We start from the raw sequence: 16,887 nt of genomic DNA on the forward strand, positions 1-16,887 counted from the left end.
ACCAATAAGGTAATTAAGCAGTGCTTTGTCTACTTTACTTCATTATTAGAAGATGAGGGATTAATCCGTGAAAATGCAGTTTTTATCGATGGTACTAAGATTGAAGCGGACGCCAACAGGTACACTTTTGTCTGGCGAAAAGCTATTGAGAAGTATCATGCCAAGTTAAAGGAAGACGTGTCTGCTTTATATGAAGAACTGATCAATAAAGAAGTAGTCAAAGCCATGGCCGAAGAAGAAGCCCAAACTAGTCAAGGCTTAGAGATTCTGGCTCAAGAAACGGAAAAAGAAGTTGAGAAGCTGACCGAGAAAATTGATCGAGAACCTAAAGCCATTCCAGGCGGATCAAAGAATAAGGCCAAGCGCCGTGAATTAAAGAAGATCGCACATAAACTCAGAAAAGATTTTATTCCGCGTGCTAAAAAGTACGAAGAAGCTGAAGAGATCTTTGCTGGCCGTAACAGCTACTCTAAAACAGATCATGATGCCACCTTCATGCATATGAAAGAAGATCATATGAAAAACGGGCAGCTAAAGCCAGGCTACAATATTCAGGCAGCGACTACTAATCAATATATAGTTGATTTTGCCCTGTTTCCTAATCCGACTGACTTTAGAACATTCGAACCATTTCTAGACCAAATGAAGTCCAGAGGAATTCTCGATAAGTTTCAAAATATTGTGGCCGATGCGGGCTATGGCAGTGAATACAATTACTCGATTCTGGAAGAGAATTATTCAGATAAGAACTATCAGATTCCGTATACACAATACGAAAAAGAACAAACGCGAAAATATAAGAAAGATCCATCAAAGGTCGACAACTGGTACTATAACGAAGAAGACTATTACGTAGATAAATCAGGAGTCCGCTTCAACTTCAAATATTATAGTCAAAGAAAAGATCAATCTACTGGCATGGTCAGAAACTTCAAAATTTATGAAACTGATGAGTTCCAGCTAACTGAAGAACTGACCCAATTGGCTAAAACCAAAACAGGTCGACAAAGACAGATTCGCTACAACCCTAACTGGCAGTATTTAAAAGAAAAAGCAAAAGAGACTCTTCAAAGCGAAGAAGGCAAACGCATCTATGGCTGTCGCAAGTCAGATATGGAGCCAATTTTTGGGCACATGAAGAGTGTATTTGGTATGCGCAGAACGCATTTAAGAGGCAAAAAGAAAGTCGAAACGGATGTCGGTATCATGTTCATGACGATGAATCTAAAAAAATATGGAGCCAACAAGAAGGTAAAGCCTTCGAATTTTCATTTCAAAAACAAAAAACACAGGAATTCACTAAAAATAATGAATTTCTGTGTTTTTATATCCGGGCTAAAAATCGAGTTTCTTCCCAGACACTTTTCTATTTGCTTTGAATTTCATTATCATCGACTTCAGCATCCACGAATCCAGAATCATCGCCATTGTATCTTCCATACTTTTTCAAAGTTTCCATGATTATGAAAAGGATTGTCAGTAACAGGTAAATCACGAGAATTTCTAACTTTTATCATTATTTTTTTCTGCCTCTCTTTTACATATCTGAAGTATACACTGAAATCATTTATAGCAAAAAATCCTGCCCTAATGGACAGGATTTTATTTATATATCTTACTTCTTCGCAGCAGCCTCTGCTTCAGCGACAGTGTTTGATGGTGTTAATTTCAAACCATTTGGATCAACTTTAACTTCACTTGCTTTTACGTATGCATTTTTAATTGGAACACGATCGGAAACATAGTTACCATTGTTTATTAAGCGATAAACGCTTCTATATTCACCATTCAAATGTAAACGATAGAATAGTTCAGCCTTATTTTCCTTGGCTACCCAAATGTATGATAAACTATCAACTCTCCATGCCGAATCGTTCTTCTTAATTCTAATATTTTGAGAAGTACCATCTGCATTGTAGACTTCAACTGGTTGATCCATAGTAATTAATGATTTGTCTGTTTTGTTATAGCTCTGAACTGATAATTGCTTAGTTGCTTGAACATCATTATTATAAATCCAGTAATCCGTCCCCTTAATATGATAAATTGCTAGCTCATTATCGTCATCACCGTCTTGCCCAGTACCAGCACGTGTCCCTTGCTCTAAACGGTCTACCACAAACTTATCACCTTTTTTAACACGTTCATTAGTACGTTGGACTTGGATTTTACCTGGAACTTCTGTAAAAAGATAAGTGTATGGAGTAGTTACTGTTACAGTGGTTTCATATTTACCAACTGGTTGGGTATTATTGATTGTGGTGTTTGACGAATTATTAGAACTTGTAGAAGTATTAGTTCCGATAACTGGACCTAAGTTAGCAGTTCTTACATATTGCTTTCTTGGACCGCCCACCTTGAAGTAGTGCTTGCCATTCTTAAAAGTGTAGTAGCCACCATAAGTAGTTACTATTTCGCCTTTGTATAACTTCCATTTCTTACTGCTTGCAGTCATACCGTAAGGTGTTCTTTGAGTGGAAGTACGGTAAATATAAGCATTGTGGGTTACTCTACGTCTTACACCATCAATGTTAGTTACTCTAACGTATTGATCTTTGCCTGAAATTTTGTAATATTGATTGCCATTAATAGTTACAGGGGTTGGATCAACATAAATTGATCCACAGGTAATATATTTTCGACCTGTTGAATTGCCATCTTTATCATAAGCAATTGAATTATGCATAACTGTCTTTCTGACAGAATTATCTGTAGCTTGAACTGTGTGAACTTGTGAGCCGAATGAAAGCACTGGGCTTACAGCCATTAATGCTGCAACTGAAGCCAAGATAAGTTTATTCTTCTTCATTTTAATCATCTTTCTGTTAATATCTCGCTGATACTTCTATTATCTCCCCCCAATTTTTAAGTCAATCAATATGGACATAAATGAAAATGGACTATAATTGTATTAGCATTCAAGAATATTAATGAGGTGTTAATACATGAAAAAGAATAGAACAATATTTACCATTCTCATTACTGTCTTTTTGGGCATCGTTTCACTAGGCATGAATTCCAGCCCAGTTAAGGCAGCCAATACTGTGAAGCTGTATTTAAACAGCAACTCCTATGTATACAACAACAAAGGTCAACGTTTACGTGGTAAAGGCAATTACCTTAAGAAGAATAAGGCTGTTACTGCTCCAGGGAAATTGCAAAAAACAAATTCCGTGAAGAGATATTATACACTCAAGGTTCTATATCAGAAAAATTCAAATAATTCCAAATATCCATCAGTTATAGTTCGCTGGCTTCCATATAAAGTTATTAAAGGACAAGAATATTATCGAATCGGAATTAATAAATATGTAAAGAGTATTAATGTAACAAAGATAAATAATAAAAAACTTTATACTAACTATGAAACACTAACTATTGGAACCCCTGTGGGAAATGATAAATATGTATATGCTACAGACTCAAATGGTAAACAAACTTCCAAGATTCTAAAAACTGGATCAAAATTTATTAGTGATGAATATGATATTTTAGGTAATGACAGCTACTTTTCTTATCATATAAAAGGTACAGAATATTGGGTTTACTCTATGGAAATAAAGAAAAATCCTAGACATACTATTATTTCCAATCCATTTAAACTTGCTCTCTGGGAATAAAAGTTTAAGATCTATGATCTATCTAATGCATTATTAGCGTATTAAATTTTGCATAAAATAAAAAACCTGTTAAATCAAGGTCTATAAAGCCAAGATTTAATAGGTTTTATTAGTTTCTAAATTCTTTTAAAAATTATTATTTCTACCAAATTACTCTAAAAATTTTATTTTTCTCTGTAGTATAGTTAGACTTGCTATGATATGCAACTGTTAAATAAAGATCATTTTCTCCATTTACTTGAATCCCTTCAAATTCAGTCGCATATCCTGCTTCATCTAATTCACTATAACCGTCTAAATTTTTAACATCCCATTGAGATGGATCAGTCGCACCCCATGGAATTTTAACAATTTTTCTTGTTTTTGATTCAATATGAGTTTTTTCATTAGGATGTGCTTCGCTTGAAATATAAATATTTAGATTATCATCAATATCATAACCTTGAATTGAACCAATATCAGTTACAAAACCCTCAATCTTAAATGATCTTAGACATAGATTAGCTAATTCATCATTTTTAAGGCTCACATCACTTGTGCCGTGCGAATTTAATGCATTATTGACGTCAGTTAAATTATAAACAGAGAAATAACCCGTTCCTGCACTATCTACAGTTGCAATTAAGAAATAACTGTAATTTGGTGATGGAGATACGGCCGCTTCAGATCTAACCATAGTACCGCCATCATAACCCAAACCAAATTTTCTACCTGCTTGGTTCAAATTAGAAATTCTAGGCAGTTTAGTATTTAACTTAGCATGTTTGCCAAAAGGAATTCTAGCAATTTGTGTATCCCAATAAATCTTGCTTTGTGAATCATATTTACTCTTTGTTCCAATAAACCATTCTGCATTATCATTTCCTTGTTTTGCAGTTCCTGCATATTCCCAAGTCTGAGTATGACCACCAGCAGTTTGTTTTGGATCAATACCTGCAGTTTTAGGACCATACAGATATACACGTTCCGTACCTGCACCTTTCTTAAATTTTTCACCCTTACTTGCGCGGTATACAACTGCATCAGTCCCTTGTGTTAAAAGTTGTAATGCATAAATATACTTTCCACCTACATTACCTTTTTGAACTACAACCCTGTGTAATCCCTCTAAATCATACATTTTACTAATATCTACCATAATAAAACCTCCGAAAAAATTTCTATCTTCCTATTTGGAAGAATTCTCATTAATAATTTTTGCGACCTTCGCAAAAATATCCTTTACATCTTGGTCTTCCACTTTAAAACCTTTTGCTTCCAGTCCGTCCACTACTGCATTGACAATCCGATTAATTTTTTGATCGTTGGCCAAGCTTTCTTTGTTGTACAAACCAACGTAACTTTTCATCAGATCATCGGCAGTAATACGAAACTGCTCCAGCCTTTTGTTCTTAAAGTGAACATGACTCAAGATACCGACACTTACAACACTAATAACCCAAAACGCTAGAGCTATTAGTTCAACGTAATCATGAATATCCATGATTTCTTCTTCACCTCTCTTTTTCCTTATTGCACAGTCATTAGCACCACCTCTTTATAGAAAATTTATCAACTTAATACTAATATCTGTTGACTAATATTAGTATTTATACTAATATAATGGTATAAGAAATAACCTTGAGCACATGATTCCTTTCTTACTTGCACACGTGTTTCTAGGCTTTTTCTTATTTCTTTCATATCTCGTTGACAGTTCTTATACTACGTCTAAAGACTAATATTGTCAACACATTTTTAGTAAAAATACTTATTTAATATTTTGAAATACGTGGAGAATGCTTGCCATGATTGAATTAGAGCGTACTAAAGAATTAGCGAAAAAATATAAAATGAACTTACGTGAAGTGAATGACAAGGCTGGATTGGGTACTAATTCTATCTATAATTGGAAGAATAAAAGGCCTGGTGGTGATGCCTTAGAGGCCGTAGCTGAAGTACTAAATACTTCAATCGATTACCTAAAAGGTAAAACTGATGATCCTACCCCTATACCTACAAAAGGACAACCAACTTCTATTCCACTAGACGAAGAAAAGCCTTATTCATATCATGGTTACAACGTTCCTGAGAGATATCTCAATATGATTCGAGGACTAATGGAAGATGACATTAAGGAAGGTCGTGCAGACAAGAAATGAGAAACTTAGGCAAAGAAGAGTTAATTGAGTACTTACTCAATTATGCTTTTAAGCACGGTCTTTCATACATCTTGGTTAAAGGAGAGCCATACGACCCAGCACTTTCATTTAAGAATGCTCATAAAATGGTAATCAATACTAATTGGCATAATCCTAATCAATTGCCTTTTATCATTGGCCACGAAATTGGTCACTTAATGTTAGGTGATTCAGGTATCGCCTATTGGCCTAGTTTTTCAGGGCAAAACTCAGAAGAAGAGGAAGCAGATCTATTTTCTCTTAAGATTATTTACGACTATTCCTGCAAAAATGGTGACTACATTCAAGAACCAGGAACCTTTATGCAGAACTATGGCATCCCCGAAAGAATGACCACCGCAACCAAGCAACTTTTCAAAGACAATGACGACCTAATATAACAAAAAACTGATACTCCTAGCCTCATGGCTTAGATGCACCAGTTTTTCTATATTCTTTTAATGTATTTTTTTATTTTAAAGACCAAACAAAAGCAAATTGTCGCCCTCAACGCCAATATTGTTATCTTTCTTAAGTTGCTTCAAAGAATTTACAACAAACTTCTTCTGACTACCCTTAAGCTTATTAGCAGCCTTCATCGCTGCATTAAAGTCGCGTTTATTTTGTTTATTCTTTAGACTAATAATATTCTTATCAGCGCTTCTATTGGCAATTCTCTTCAATGGATTTACTACTCCGCGCATCCCCTTGCTATTGAAGTAATAATATTGAAGCATTGCTTGCGTAGTCCAGCAGCTGTACTTCTTATCCTTAGAAACTACTAAGTATAATGGAGCACCACTAATTTTGCCGTGGAATCTTACTACCTTTTCAACTCTAAATTTAACATTTTGGACCTTAGCTGGACTAATTGTCTTGCCCTTGAAGGTTTCATAATGCGTTAAAGCATATTTGTAGTTGTTTTTGCCCACATAAATAGGATCTGCATCTTTTGAATTCTTAATTCTTAAAACGTAGCCTTGTTTAGTTAACTTAGGGTCATTTTCAATTACGGCCTTCGGATTAACATTTGTGGTTTTAGGTGCATTGCTAGCAGTACTTGCAGCTTGAACAGTAGCAGGCGCAACGCTTAAGAGAAGTCCCGCAATAACAGCAGAAGAAAACAACATTTTTTTGTTAAGTTTCATACTTAATTACCCCTTTATTCATGAATTCAAGAATATTATTGCACAAAAATTTTTGCCTGATGCATCGATTTTTCGCTTAATATTTTTCATGATAAGATTAACTTATAACTATCTTGAAAGAACACGAATGAAACGAATTTACTATTATCACAAAACTACCGATGACGTGGTCGACAGCCACGATCAAAATTTTAGCTTACCAGATGACTACGTAATTTTGCCCAATTCTCGCGGGGCAAAAATTTGGTCAGCAATCGCTCGTCCTCTTGCGGCTGGTTTTGGCTGGATCGTCTTCCGCTTTTTCGACAACGTTAAGGTCATCGGCAAAGAAAAACTAAAGCAAGTCGATGGTGGCTACTTCGTCTACGGCAACCACACCAGACCAATGGGCGATGTTTTTACATCCCTTACCATTTTTCCCATTAAGAATTTCTACGCCATCGCGGGCCAAGCAAACTGGGGCATCCCCTTCATTGGTAAATACCTAGTGCGCTACGGTGGTCTTCCCGTCGGTAAAGACCTAAAGCAGTCAGTCAAGCTAATCAAGGCCATCCAGACCGTAATCAAGGATAAAAAAGGCGAAGTCCTAATCTACCCAGAGGCCCACGTTTGGCCCTACTACACGAAGATTCGTCCATTTGATGCAACCAGCATGCACTTTCCTGTTCAACTGAACGCGCCAAGTTTCGTTATGACCAAAACCTACCATAAAAGACGCTTTGGGAAGCGCCCTCGCGCAGTTGTTTATATCGACGGACCATTTTACCCGGATCAAACTTTAAGCCGTAAGGAAGCCCAAAATAAGCTCCACGATGAAATTCAAAAGACATTAATTGACCGAGCTAAGCTTAGTGATTATAAATATTGCCAATATATCAAAAAATAAGGTTAAGAAACGTTTTTGCTTCTTAACCTTATTAGTTTGTCTTTAAGAGTTTTAATTACCTAATTAACGCTCCATAACAAAATGTTGTCTTTCTTTTCCATCATGACATTACGCAGAACACCATCTTGTTTCATTTGTTTTAAAGATCCTAAAACAAATTTCCGTTGATTACCTTTCAACTTTTTAGCTGCTTTGACTGCTAGGGCATAATCATGCTCATTCTTAGCAAGCCATTTACGATCAGTAATTGTACCCTTTGAAGTAAATTTTCCATTTTGTTTGATAGGACTTCTTCCTTCTATTTTCTTCAATGACTTAATTACTTTCTGAAGAGGCTTACTATTTATAGCATAGTATTGCAAACCAGCACTCGGAGTCCAACCATTATATTTATGATCCTTAGAGGTTACAAAATACTCTGGAGAACCACTTACGCCCTTAAAATGCATGACTTTCTCAACTTTAAATCTAACATTCTTGATTTTCTTGGGACTAACAGTTCTAGTTCCTTTAAAAAGCGGATTATTTACAAGCTTTGCATAGTTTGACTTACCAACATAAATAGGTTGAGCTGAAAAATTAACATTTACAACATAGCCCCATTTACTGAGTTTAGGCGTATTCTGGATCACAAGCTTAGGTGACTTTTTAGTACTGGTCGTAGCTGAACCAGAATTACTACTTGCGGCATTAACTGTAACTGGAGCAGCACCAAGTAATGTAGCAACTGAAGCTGCAGCAAATAAAGTTGTTAAAATCTTTCCTGATTTCATTGTTTTAACTCACCTTTCTTTTTACGCCTATATTTTATATCTAAAATATTTTCATGTTAGCCTTATTTTTTCGTTTTGCGTATCTGAAAATACGTAAAAATCGCTGCAACGACAGCAACAACATCCAATGGGATAAGTATAGTCATAATAACTACAGCGCCATCTTGAAAGCACGCGTATATATTAGCAACCAGCATAATCAATATTGGTACAGCAACATTGAAATAGCCCCACTTTCGCCATAACCATACACGATAATTTTTATACGCTGGCGTTGCTGAAACGGCGATGCCTATTATCAGCAATGCCACGCAAATCCATCCTGGAGTAGACATAATACCCTCCTATTCTCTCTATTGAGGACAATTTCCAATGACATTCTTCACTTTTTATTATAAGCAGAATACTAATATTGTCAGAAAAATTTTCTACAGAAAACTAAATTTCTAATCTTTGTGCTACCTCAGTATATCCAGTCATTCTTAAAACATTTTTTATCTCCTCGGCATCTTCTTTTTGACCTTTAGATACTGCTAAATAAAATTTACCCAATAGTTTATACATTAAAAAAGCTGGAATTGGTTCTAAACTTTTGAGTAACAAGAATATTTGCTCAACTTCTTTATCCTGAAAATCATGCTTATCATCGATATTAAATAGATAATTAACACAAATCGTAGCAATTCTTATTATTTCTCTATCCGAGAAATTATTAATATTTTTATACGTTCTCAGTACTGATTGCATTAATGTTCTACGTACACTTTTATCAAAATACTTCATAGCATTACCAAAAATGCGAAGTGCATCCCTATTCTTAGTCCAATCATTCTGGGAGAACATTAACTGTAGAATTTCTTTCTGTGTTTTCGCATCTAATTTAGTTTTTTTCAATTCAGCCACTATTAGTAATGCATGTAATTTATATTCAATTGGAAAATTTTATCTTTTAATATCTCTGCCTTTTTTAAATCAGCTTCATAAAAGGCTTGGGACATTTCTTTTTGTAATTCAGAATTTTCATTTCTAAATCCATATCTAGGAGCCACTTCATCAAAGAAATGCTGATAATCAATATTATTATCAGCTAACATTTTTAATAAATTATCAGCATAAATACGATGCTTTCCATGCTCTATCTGCGAATAATGTGATTTAGAGATAGCTAGATGTTTAATCATATCTTTTTGCTTTAAGTTTCTGTCTTGTCGTTCTTTCCTCAAAGCCTCTGAAATTTTCATCGACTTCAGCCCTCCATTCAGAAAAATGAATTCTACATGGTATCATATAGAATATACAGATTAGTAAATTCGAATACTACTAAACAGGAGTAATTATGAACATACTTTTTTGCGGGGACGAAAACGCAGAAGACGGCGTTTTAATCTCCACACTATCTCTATTAAAGAACTCTGGTGCTAAAGAGCTGCACCTCTACATTTTAACCATGGAAGCTCACAGCGATGAACGCAAATATCATCCCTTCTCTGAACATGCCGCAGACTATATCCGTTCCTTATTAGTTAAAGCAAACCCTAAAAATACGCTGGAGTTGATCGACTGCACTGATCTATTTATCAAGCAGCCACCTATAGCTAACATGAATACGCGTTTTACGCCTTATGCCATGTTGCGCCTATTTGCGGATGAATTACCACAGATCCCTGACCGCATTCTTTACCTAGATGACGATATCGTTATTCGCGGCGACATCACTGCTTTTTACAAGCAAAATATCAAGGGTATCGAACTCGTCGGCGTGCTCGACTACTGGGGCAGATTCTTCTTCCACAATGTCAAAACTAAGCGCGTCTTTGACTACCTAAACTCTGGTGTCTTGCTTTTGAACATGACTAAGATCAAGCAAACTGGTCTTTTTGCTAAAGTCAGAGACATGATGCAAACCAAGAAGATGTTCCTGCCTGACCAGTCCGCAATTAACAAACTGGCCGTTGCAAAGCGTGTCGTACCTCGTCGCTACAACGAACAATATCGCCTGCAAAAAGATACCAAGATTCAACACTTCACCACTAGTTTTCGTTTCTGGCCCTACTTCCATACCCAAACAGTTAAGCATGGGACGTAGCTCGTGTGCACAGCGTACTGCATCTACATGAATACGACGATATGCTCAACGAATATCTCAAAATTCGCGATAACTTGAAAGAATAATACTTGGAGGAACCATTTTGAAAACTATCCCTGTTTTTTACACTATCAGTGATAACTACACACCATATGCATTTGTTTCAATTCAATCATTAATTGATCATGCTGATCCTAAGAAGGACTACACCATCACTCTTTTGGTTCAAGAAATTTCTGATGAACACAAAAAGAGCTTGGAAGACATGTCAACCGACAACATTCATGTCCACGTCTTCCACATTGACGACGACATGGTTAAGCCAATTCACAAGACTAAAGAAAACTACTTACGTGCCCAATTTTTCACCATGTCTATCTTCTATCGTCTGTTCATCCCTGAATTATTCCCACAATACGACAAGGCAGTTTACCTAGATGCTGATACCATCATTTGTGCGGATATTGCAGATTTATACGACACCGAAATCGGCGACAACATGTTTGCCAGCTGTCCTGATTTGTCTATTCGCTACATGCCACTTTTGCAAAAATATATCAAGGAATGTCAAGGCATTTTACCTGCCGAAAAGTACATCAACAACGGTGTTATTTTGTTTAACATGAAGGCCTTCCGTGACAAGCACTTCGTCGACAAGTTCTACTACCTCATGGGCAAGTACCACTTCGACAACGTCGATCCAGATCAAGCTTACATGAACGAAATTTGCGAAGACAAGATCTACCACTTACCTAAGGAATGGGACGCAATGCCTAACGAAAGCATCCCCGAAATCGAAAATCCTAAGATCGTGCACTACAACTTATTCTTCAAACCATGGCACTTCGAAGATGTGCAATACGCCCACTACTTCTGGGATGTTGCCAAGACCACGCCTTACTATGACGAATTAAAGCAGCAACTTGCGGACTTTACCAATGAAGACCGTAAAAAGGCCCGCACCGATCTTGAATTGATGGCTAAGAAAGTTGACATGATTGTCGATGAGCCTAACACCTGGGCTAAGGTCAAAAAGCACGAATCCGTTAAGATTGACTAATAAAGGAAAATTTATGACAGTACCAGTTTTTTACAGCATTAGCGACGACTTCACTAAATACGCTGCAGTATCACTTAATTCTTTAGTTAAACATGCCAGCCTTGATACAGACTACACCGTGTATTTCTTAAGCCAAGATCTATCTGATGAGCATAAAAAAGATTTAAGCGATCTCGGCAATGAAAATGTACACGTAAAGTTTTTCCATATTGACGACAAGTTGGTGAAGCCGATTCAAAACCGAAAGGAAAACTTCTTACGTGCCGACTTCTTCACCGTGTCAATTTTCTATCGCTTGTTTATTCCTGAATTGTTTACGCAATACGACAAGGCAATTTACATCGATAGTGACACTGTTGTAAATGATGATATTGCTAAGCTTTACAACATAGATCTTGGCAATAATTTATTTGGTGCTTGCACCGACTCTTCAATTCAATTTGTGCCTAAGATGGTGAAGTACATCAAAGATGTTTTGGCACTCGATCCTAAGAAATACATCAATTCAGGGATGCTCGTAATGAACGCTAAGCAATTCCGCGACAAGCTCTTTATCGACCACTTTATGGAACTGCTTGAAAAATACCACTTTGACTGTATCGTACCTGACCAAGATTACTTGAACGAAATGGGTGAAGGCAACATTCTCCACCTTGATCCACGTTGGGATGCTATGCCTAATGAAAATACCGAACCAATCGAAAATCCTGGTTTGATTCACTATAACCCTTTCTTCAAGCCATGGCATTTCACAGGTATTCAATATGAAGATTACTTCTGGCAAAGCGCTAAGGAAACTAAGTTTTATGATGAATTAAAGGCTGAACTTGATAACTACACCGATGAGCAACGTGCAGCTGATCGTCAAAAGCTTAACCACATGCTTTTAAAGGAAGATAAGACAGAAAAAGACCCTAACAATTGGGCCAAAGTTAAGGAACGCGAGGCGGTTAAATTATGATTTTTGGCGATAATCGAGAAGCAGTAATCAAAAATATCAAAAAAGCTGCTAACGACCGCGATTTTACGGCTAAAGTTGAAATCGGCGACCCACAAATGTCACTTGATGAACGTTTGAAGCTAGTTAACAATTATTGGGAAAACCGTAAAACTCTTTCTAGCAAGGTTAACAATCGTATTGGACATGTGCTTTATGATACTTTAGCTAAAACCTTGGCTGGTTCAACCGAATTTAAAGGCTTAGAAAATTTAAACAATTTGCCTATCGGTGGCGCTATCGTTACTACCAACCACTACAACCAAATCGATTCGCTCCCAATCAAATTGCTCGCTGACAAAATGCACCGTCAGCTTTCAATTGTAATTGAGGACACTAACCTTATGTTGCCCGGCTTTTTCCGCTATTTAATGAACTATGTCGGCACCATTCCTTTGGTTCAAAGCCCTAGCTACATTGCCAACGAATTTCCAAAGCATTTAAGTAAAGCCTTGGACCAAAACAACTGGGTTTTGATTTACCCTGAACAAGAAATGTGGTGGAACTACCGCAAGCCTCGTAAGTTGCAACGCGGTGCCTACTACTTTGCTGCTAAACAAAATGTGCCGGTTATTTCTACTTTTGTCGAAATCAAGGATTTACCTAAGGTTGAAAAGAAAGATACCAATTTCTACGAAACCAAGTACATCGTGCATGTTTTAAAACCTATTTACCCTGATGTTTCTTTGAGTGCTAACGAAAACGCGCATCACATGATGGAACAAGATTACAAGCAAAAAGTAGCCGCCTATGAAAAAATCTATGGCAAGAAATTGAATTATGACTTCTTAGACTGGGATATTGCCGGATGGCGCGGCCATCTTTCATAAAAAAGATATAAGAAAATTTAGAATGCTTCTTTCAAAAGTGACACTGTGTTACCATTAGGCTAATGTAGTATTACTCTAGAAAGGAGCTTCTTCTATATGAAAAAATTCACTAAAGAAACTCTGTCAAATTATGACGGCAAAAACGGTCGTCCAGCTTATATTGCCGTAAACGGCGTAGTCTACGATGTAACCAACAACTCACACTGGGTTAACGGCGAACATCACGGCATGTGCGCAGGACGAGACGTAAGTTTTGATTTAACTAATACATCCCCACACGGGGCAAAAGTTTTAGTTCACGCCAACAAAGTTGGTACTTTTAACTAAACCAAAATTTTGATCCAAAAAAATAAATCCATTAAAAAAGTGTCTAGGAATTGCTCCTAGGCACTTTCTATTTTTAGTAATCTATCTAATTATTTTCTTCAAAAGCAGTATTGGCTGCGATTTTACCAAAGGTAAAGATATCAGCAAGTGAATTACCACCCAAACGGTTGCCGGCATGAATACCACCCGCAACTTCACCCGCAGCGTAAAGGCCCTTGATTACGTCGCCATCTTTGTTAATAACGCGAGCCTTAGTATCGATCTTAAGTCCACCCATTGTATGGTGAATGGCTGGCTTACGTGGCGTAGCGTAGAACGGAGCAACTTCACACTTTAAGTTGAAGCACTCTTGCCAAATTCTGGGTCTTCACCAGCATCAACGTAAGAATTGTACTTCTTGATCGTATCTTCAAGCACTTCTGGTTTCATGCCAATTTGCTTAGCAAGGTCAGCCAAAGTATCTGCTCTGAAAAGCGTTCCCGCCTTCACCTGAGCGTCAATTGACTCTTGGGTAGTGTTATAGGCAGTAGCCTTAATTTTATCGTCAGCGATCAAATAGAAGAGTCCTCCGTTGGCAATTGCGGCCTTAGCTAAGGTATCACGTTCCGCAAATTCATTTACGAAACGTTTACCCTCTTTATTCACCATAATGTAGTTCTCAGGTGGCGTCTGCAAACCAGTGAATAATTCACCAGTCTTGGGATCAGATACAGGCATCAATTGAATAAAACCCATACCGACCAAATCTGCGCCAATCTCTTTACCTAAACCGATACCATCACCAGTAATCGCTGGAGAGTTAGTTGTTGGCATGTCGCCATCAATGTGCTTCCAATAAGTATTGTACTTTTGGACCATTTTCATGTTGGCACCAAAACCACCTGAAGTTAAGATAACTGATTTAGCATGAACGGTAACCTTAGAACCATCGCTCTTTTCGGCAACAACGCCAACTACTCGATCATTATCTACAAGCAAGTGCTTAGCGCGAGTTTCTGTTAAAACAGTTGCGCCATGATCCTTTACCCGGTCGCCTAAAACGTGGATGTAAGCATAACCCATTGGTTCAACTGGCTTGTGACCTCTACGCCACAAAGCACCAACTGGCATTGTTACTTGGCTATCGTCAAACTTTACACCAAGCTTCTTAAGCCATTTGACTGAATCGAGTGCATTATCAACCAATTCTTTTACTAAAGCATAAGTACCGTGAATTTCATTTCCGTTCAAATCAGTACGTTTACCACCAACGTAGGTTTGAATTTCATGCAATAATTTTGAATCAAATAGATAATTTGCACCTGAATCAACGTATTCCTTAATTTGTTTTTGTAAAGCTTCAAAGTCAGGACGATATTCTGGATCAATCTTTTCAATTGGTGTTGCGGCCAATTTTTCCAGATCTTCCTTTTCACCAGCCAAAGCCTTGAACTTCTTTTGCCATTCAGGTTCTGCCGCGTTCATTGGACCACCGGCACGAGTTGTATTACCACCAATTTGTGGGAATTTTTCAAGTACGATAACTTTGCGGCCATGTTGAATACTACGAGCAGCTGCAGCTAAACCAGCACCACCAGCACCGATAACTACTACATCAGTTGTGTATTCTTCATCTTTTGTGGCATGCGCCTTAGTAGGGTTAGCGCGCTTCTTCCATTCTTCGGCATCACCACCAGCTTCAGTAATTGCTTCCGCAACCCCATCAATTACGCCGTGACTAGAGATGGTAGCTCCACTAACTGCATCAACATTTAAGGTTTGGTTGTCGACAATTAATTTTGGCAAGCGATTGAATACTTCATCCGCAACGCCCTTAGTTTCGCCGCTTGCGTCGACACTAATGTTTTCAATTTTGTCTTCAGATAATTTGACCTGCATAGGCATGTAGCTTGAGCCATGCCCCTTTGCTTTTACATCATATGTACCTGGTTTCATAGCCATAAAAATCTCCCCTTTTTGTAAAGGCTTTCTTCTTTATTTTAATAAGGAATCAGCGTTAAAGGAAATAGTTTTCTAGCTAATGAGTTATAATAATTTTATTATTGGAGGTATTTATATGAACGATCCCGAAGCATTATTGCACTACCTTGATGTATTACTAAAGGAAAATAATTTCACAAAAGCCGCCCGCGAATTATATATTTCCCAGCCTTATTTGACCCAATTAATTAAAAGAATAGAGAAACGACTTGGTACGCAAATTATCAATCGCGATCATGTACCTTTTTCTCTAACAGAAGCTGGGATGATTTACTACAAATATCTAGAAAACATTTCTTACAATGATCAGCAACTTGAGCGGGAACTTGCACCATTTACGCAGCCAAATAAGGAAATTATCAAGTTAGGTATCTTAGAAAGTTTAGGTACTTTCTTGTTGCCTCGGCTTCTTCCAGATTTCTTAAAAGAAAATCCTACGGTTGAGATTCAATTATTTGAGAATTCGCCCCGTAAAAGTGAAACTAGCTTACTCAACGGTGACATTGATTGTTACATTGGTCAAACACCCAAAACTATCTCACGTGATTTAACTTATTCGGTTAAAGATGGTGAGCAGTACTACGTAGTTATTCCTCAGAACTCGTCTTATTTCCAACCTGGCAAGTTTATTCTGGAACCAAGTAGTCTGGACCTAAAGGAAGTTTTGCAAGCCTCTATGGTCTTAAGCGCCTCTGAGTCAGCTATCCGCCATCAAGTTAATGGACTTTTCCAAAAGTTTCATATTAAACCTAATATTGTTTTAGAAAGCAAAAGTATCGTCACAGCAACCGAGTTATCCCTGCGAGGTGTAGGTTTGACCATTTCTTCAGCCAGCATTTTAACTAAAATGCGGCAAACTCCAATCAATCTATTGCCAATCGACGAAAATTTAATCTATATTCAATTCTTTATTGCTACCAAAGCAGATACGGAGCCATCACCCGCATTGCAGAAATTAATCAATAGTTTTAAGGTACTCAATCTTAAATCGAGGATTTAAAAAGCCGAGGATTTATATTTT

Annotated in this window: 18 protein-coding genes and 2 pseudogenes; 11 read left to right on the top strand and 9 right to left on the bottom strand. The window is 37.2% G+C overall.

Features of this window, described 5'->3' with window-relative positions:
• Positions 1-1,461: transposase (locus JCM1039_RS09500; protein ID WP_025015581.1), on the top strand; the 1,461-nt coding region annotated here is incomplete at its 5' end.
• Positions 1,462-1,615: 154 nt separating this feature from the next.
• Here JCM1039_RS09500 and JCM1039_RS09505 read toward each other — a convergent pair.
• A complete protein-coding gene (locus JCM1039_RS09505) occupies positions 1,616-2,809 on the bottom strand; it encodes an SLAP domain-containing protein (RefSeq protein ID WP_025015582.1) in 1,194 nt (397 codons plus the stop codon).
• A gap of 136 nt (positions 2,810-2,945) precedes the next feature.
• Between JCM1039_RS09505 and JCM1039_RS09510 the strand changes: the two genes are divergently transcribed.
• The gene (locus JCM1039_RS09510; RefSeq protein ID WP_025015583.1) at positions 2,946-3,620 is read left to right on the top strand and encodes an SLAP domain-containing protein; all 675 of its coding nucleotides are present in this window, start codon (positions 2,946-2,948) and stop codon (positions 3,618-3,620) included.
• A 142-nt stretch (positions 3,621-3,762) separates the two neighbouring features.
• Here the strand turns inward: JCM1039_RS09510 and JCM1039_RS09515 are convergent, their stop codons facing one another.
• Together JCM1039_RS09515 and JCM1039_RS09520 are read right to left on the bottom strand one after the other, a co-directional pair.
• Positions 3,763-4,758 carry a helveticin J family class III bacteriocin gene (locus JCM1039_RS09515; protein WP_025015584.1) on the bottom strand — a complete coding sequence of 332 codons (996 nt, stop codon included), beginning with the start codon at positions 4,756-4,758 and terminating at the stop codon, positions 3,763-3,765.
• Between the two features lie 30 nt (positions 4,759-4,788).
• On the bottom strand, positions 4,789-5,103 hold the full coding sequence (locus JCM1039_RS09520; protein WP_025015585.1) for a hypothetical protein: 315 nt from the start codon (positions 5,101-5,103) through the stop codon (positions 4,789-4,791).
• Between the two features lie 304 nt (positions 5,104-5,407).
• Between JCM1039_RS09520 and JCM1039_RS09525 the strand changes: the two genes are divergently transcribed.
• Together JCM1039_RS09525 and JCM1039_RS09530 are read left to right on the top strand one after the other, a co-directional pair.
• Complete coding sequence (locus tag JCM1039_RS09525; RefSeq protein ID WP_014565477.1) at positions 5,408-5,761, top strand: helix-turn-helix domain-containing protein; 354 nt, start codon at positions 5,408-5,410, stop codon at positions 5,759-5,761.
• Positions 5,758-6,180, top strand: a complete 423-nt coding sequence (locus JCM1039_RS09530) for an ImmA/IrrE family metallo-endopeptidase (protein ID WP_025015586.1) — start codon at positions 5,758-5,760, stop codon at positions 6,178-6,180. Before JCM1039_RS09525 ends, JCM1039_RS09530 begins: the two co-directional genes overlap by 4 nt.
• 75 nt (positions 6,181-6,255) lie before the next feature.
• Here JCM1039_RS09530 and JCM1039_RS09535 read toward each other — a convergent pair whose 3' ends face one another.
• On the bottom strand, positions 6,256-6,927 hold the full coding sequence (locus tag JCM1039_RS09535) for a hypothetical protein (RefSeq protein WP_025015587.1): 672 nt from the start codon (positions 6,925-6,927) through the stop codon (positions 6,256-6,258).
• A 127-nt stretch (positions 6,928-7,054) separates the two neighbouring features.
• Between JCM1039_RS09535 and JCM1039_RS09540 the strand changes: the two genes are divergently transcribed.
• The gene (locus JCM1039_RS09540; RefSeq protein ID WP_025015588.1) at positions 7,055-7,813 is read left to right on the top strand and encodes a lysophospholipid acyltransferase family protein; all 759 of its coding nucleotides are present in this window, start codon (positions 7,055-7,057) and stop codon (positions 7,811-7,813) included.
• Positions 7,814-7,872: 59 nt separating this feature from the next.
• On the opposite strand, the gene JCM1039_RS09545 is transcribed toward JCM1039_RS09540, so the two are convergent.
• The 4 genes from JCM1039_RS09545 to JCM1039_RS12345 all read right to left on the bottom strand — a co-directional run bounded on the left by JCM1039_RS09545 (position 7,873) and on the right by JCM1039_RS12345 (position 9,827).
• The gene (locus JCM1039_RS09545) at positions 7,873-8,586 is read right to left on the bottom strand and encodes a hypothetical protein (protein WP_025015589.1); all 714 of its coding nucleotides are present in this window, start codon (positions 8,584-8,586) and stop codon (positions 7,873-7,875) included.
• A 62-nt stretch (positions 8,587-8,648) separates the two neighbouring features.
• Positions 8,649-8,921, bottom strand: coding sequence for a hypothetical protein (locus JCM1039_RS09550; protein WP_025015590.1), 273 nt, complete (start codon positions 8,919-8,921; stop codon positions 8,649-8,651).
• 103 nt (positions 8,922-9,024) lie between these two features.
• Positions 9,025-9,480 (bottom strand): hypothetical protein, encoded by a 456-nt coding sequence (locus tag JCM1039_RS12340; RefSeq protein WP_025015591.1) that lies wholly within the window; start codon positions 9,478-9,480, stop codon positions 9,025-9,027.
• A gap of 11 nt (positions 9,481-9,491) precedes the next feature.
• Positions 9,492-9,827 carry a helix-turn-helix domain-containing protein gene (locus tag JCM1039_RS12345; protein ID WP_025015592.1) on the bottom strand — a complete coding sequence of 112 codons (336 nt, stop codon included), beginning with the start codon at positions 9,825-9,827 and terminating at the stop codon, positions 9,492-9,494.
• Between the two features lie 95 nt (positions 9,828-9,922).
• Between JCM1039_RS12345 and JCM1039_RS11520 the strand changes: the two are divergent.
• The 5 genes and pseudogenes from JCM1039_RS11520 to JCM1039_RS09585 all read left to right on the top strand — a co-directional run bounded on the left by JCM1039_RS11520 (position 9,923) and on the right by JCM1039_RS09585 (position 13,886).
• Positions 9,923-10,758 (top strand): annotated as a pseudogene (locus tag JCM1039_RS11520) (glycosyltransferase).
• A 17-nt stretch (positions 10,759-10,775) separates the two neighbouring features.
• Positions 10,776-11,732: a glycosyltransferase family 8 protein gene (locus JCM1039_RS09570; protein WP_025015593.1), complete on the top strand. Its 957-nt coding sequence runs from the start codon at positions 10,776-10,778 to the stop codon at positions 11,730-11,732.
• Between the two features lie 13 nt (positions 11,733-11,745).
• The gene (locus JCM1039_RS09575; protein WP_025015594.1) at positions 11,746-12,693 is read left to right on the top strand and encodes a glycosyltransferase family 8 protein; all 948 of its coding nucleotides are present in this window, start codon (positions 11,746-11,748) and stop codon (positions 12,691-12,693) included.
• Entirely contained in the window at positions 12,690-13,559 is an 870-nt protein-coding gene (locus JCM1039_RS09580) for a lysophospholipid acyltransferase family protein (RefSeq protein WP_025015595.1), read from the top strand. Before JCM1039_RS09575 ends, JCM1039_RS09580 begins: the two co-directional genes overlap by 4 nt.
• A 96-nt stretch (positions 13,560-13,655) precedes the next feature.
• The gene (locus tag JCM1039_RS09585) at positions 13,656-13,886 is read left to right on the top strand and encodes a cytochrome b5 domain-containing protein (RefSeq protein ID WP_025015596.1); all 231 of its coding nucleotides are present in this window, start codon (positions 13,656-13,658) and stop codon (positions 13,884-13,886) included.
• Positions 13,887-13,971: 85 nt separating this feature from the next.
• Here the strand turns inward: JCM1039_RS09585 and JCM1039_RS11530 are convergent.
• Positions 13,972-15,821, bottom strand: a pseudogene (locus tag JCM1039_RS11530) (flavocytochrome c).
• Positions 15,822-15,942: 121 nt separating this feature from the next.
• Here JCM1039_RS11530 and JCM1039_RS09595 point away from each other — a divergent pair.
• Positions 15,943-16,866: a LysR family transcriptional regulator gene (locus tag JCM1039_RS09595; protein WP_025015597.1), complete on the top strand. Its 924-nt coding sequence runs from the start codon at positions 15,943-15,945 to the stop codon at positions 16,864-16,866.
• The last annotated feature ends 21 nt before the right edge of the window (positions 16,867-16,887 follow it).

Source organism: Lactobacillus kitasatonis DSM 16761 = JCM 1039, assembly GCF_000615285.1.
Lineage (GTDB): Bacteria > Bacillota > Bacilli > Lactobacillales > Lactobacillaceae > Lactobacillus > Lactobacillus kitasatonis.

What these genes read in the sequence shown, in the direction of transcription:
- JCM1039_RS09505 (WP_025015582.1), bottom strand. Translation starts at nt 2,809, where the DNA reads ATGAAGAAGAATAAACTTATCTTGGCTTCAGTTGCAGCATTAATGGCT.
- JCM1039_RS09510 (WP_025015583.1), top strand. Translation starts at nt 2,946, where the DNA reads ATGAAAAAGAATAGAACAATATTTACCATTCTCATTACTGTCTTTTTG.
- JCM1039_RS09515 (WP_025015584.1), bottom strand. Translation starts at nt 4,758, where the DNA reads ATGGTAGATATTAGTAAAATGTATGATTTAGAGGGATTACACAGGGTT.
- JCM1039_RS09520 (WP_025015585.1), bottom strand. Translation starts at nt 5,103, where the DNA reads ATGGATATTCATGATTACGTTGAACTAATAGCTCTAGCGTTTTGGGTT.
- JCM1039_RS09525 (WP_014565477.1), top strand. Translation starts at nt 5,408, where the DNA reads ATGATTGAATTAGAGCGTACTAAAGAATTAGCGAAAAAATATAAAATG.
- JCM1039_RS09530 (WP_025015586.1), top strand. Translation starts at nt 5,758, where the DNA reads ATGAGAAACTTAGGCAAAGAAGAGTTAATTGAGTACTTACTCAATTAT.
- JCM1039_RS09535 (WP_025015587.1), bottom strand. Translation starts at nt 6,927, where the DNA reads ATGAAACTTAACAAAAAAATGTTGTTTTCTTCTGCTGTTATTGCGGGA.
- JCM1039_RS09540 (WP_025015588.1), top strand. Translation starts at nt 7,055, where the DNA reads ATGAAACGAATTTACTATTATCACAAAACTACCGATGACGTGGTCGAC.
- JCM1039_RS09545 (WP_025015589.1), bottom strand. Translation starts at nt 8,586, where the DNA reads ATGAAATCAGGAAAGATTTTAACAACTTTATTTGCTGCAGCTTCAGTT.
- JCM1039_RS09550 (WP_025015590.1), bottom strand. Translation starts at nt 8,921, where the DNA reads ATGTCTACTCCAGGATGGATTTGCGTGGCATTGCTGATAATAGGCATC.
- JCM1039_RS12345 (WP_025015592.1), bottom strand. Translation starts at nt 9,827, where the DNA reads ATGAAAATTTCAGAGGCTTTGAGGAAAGAACGACAAGACAGAAACTTA.
- JCM1039_RS09575 (WP_025015594.1), top strand. Translation starts at nt 11,746, where the DNA reads ATGACAGTACCAGTTTTTTACAGCATTAGCGACGACTTCACTAAATAC.
- JCM1039_RS09580 (WP_025015595.1), top strand. Translation starts at nt 12,690, where the DNA reads ATGATTTTTGGCGATAATCGAGAAGCAGTAATCAAAAATATCAAAAAA.
- JCM1039_RS09585 (WP_025015596.1), top strand. Translation starts at nt 13,656, where the DNA reads ATGAAAAAATTCACTAAAGAAACTCTGTCAAATTATGACGGCAAAAAC.
- JCM1039_RS09595 (WP_025015597.1), top strand. Translation starts at nt 15,943, where the DNA reads ATGAACGATCCCGAAGCATTATTGCACTACCTTGATGTATTACTAAAG.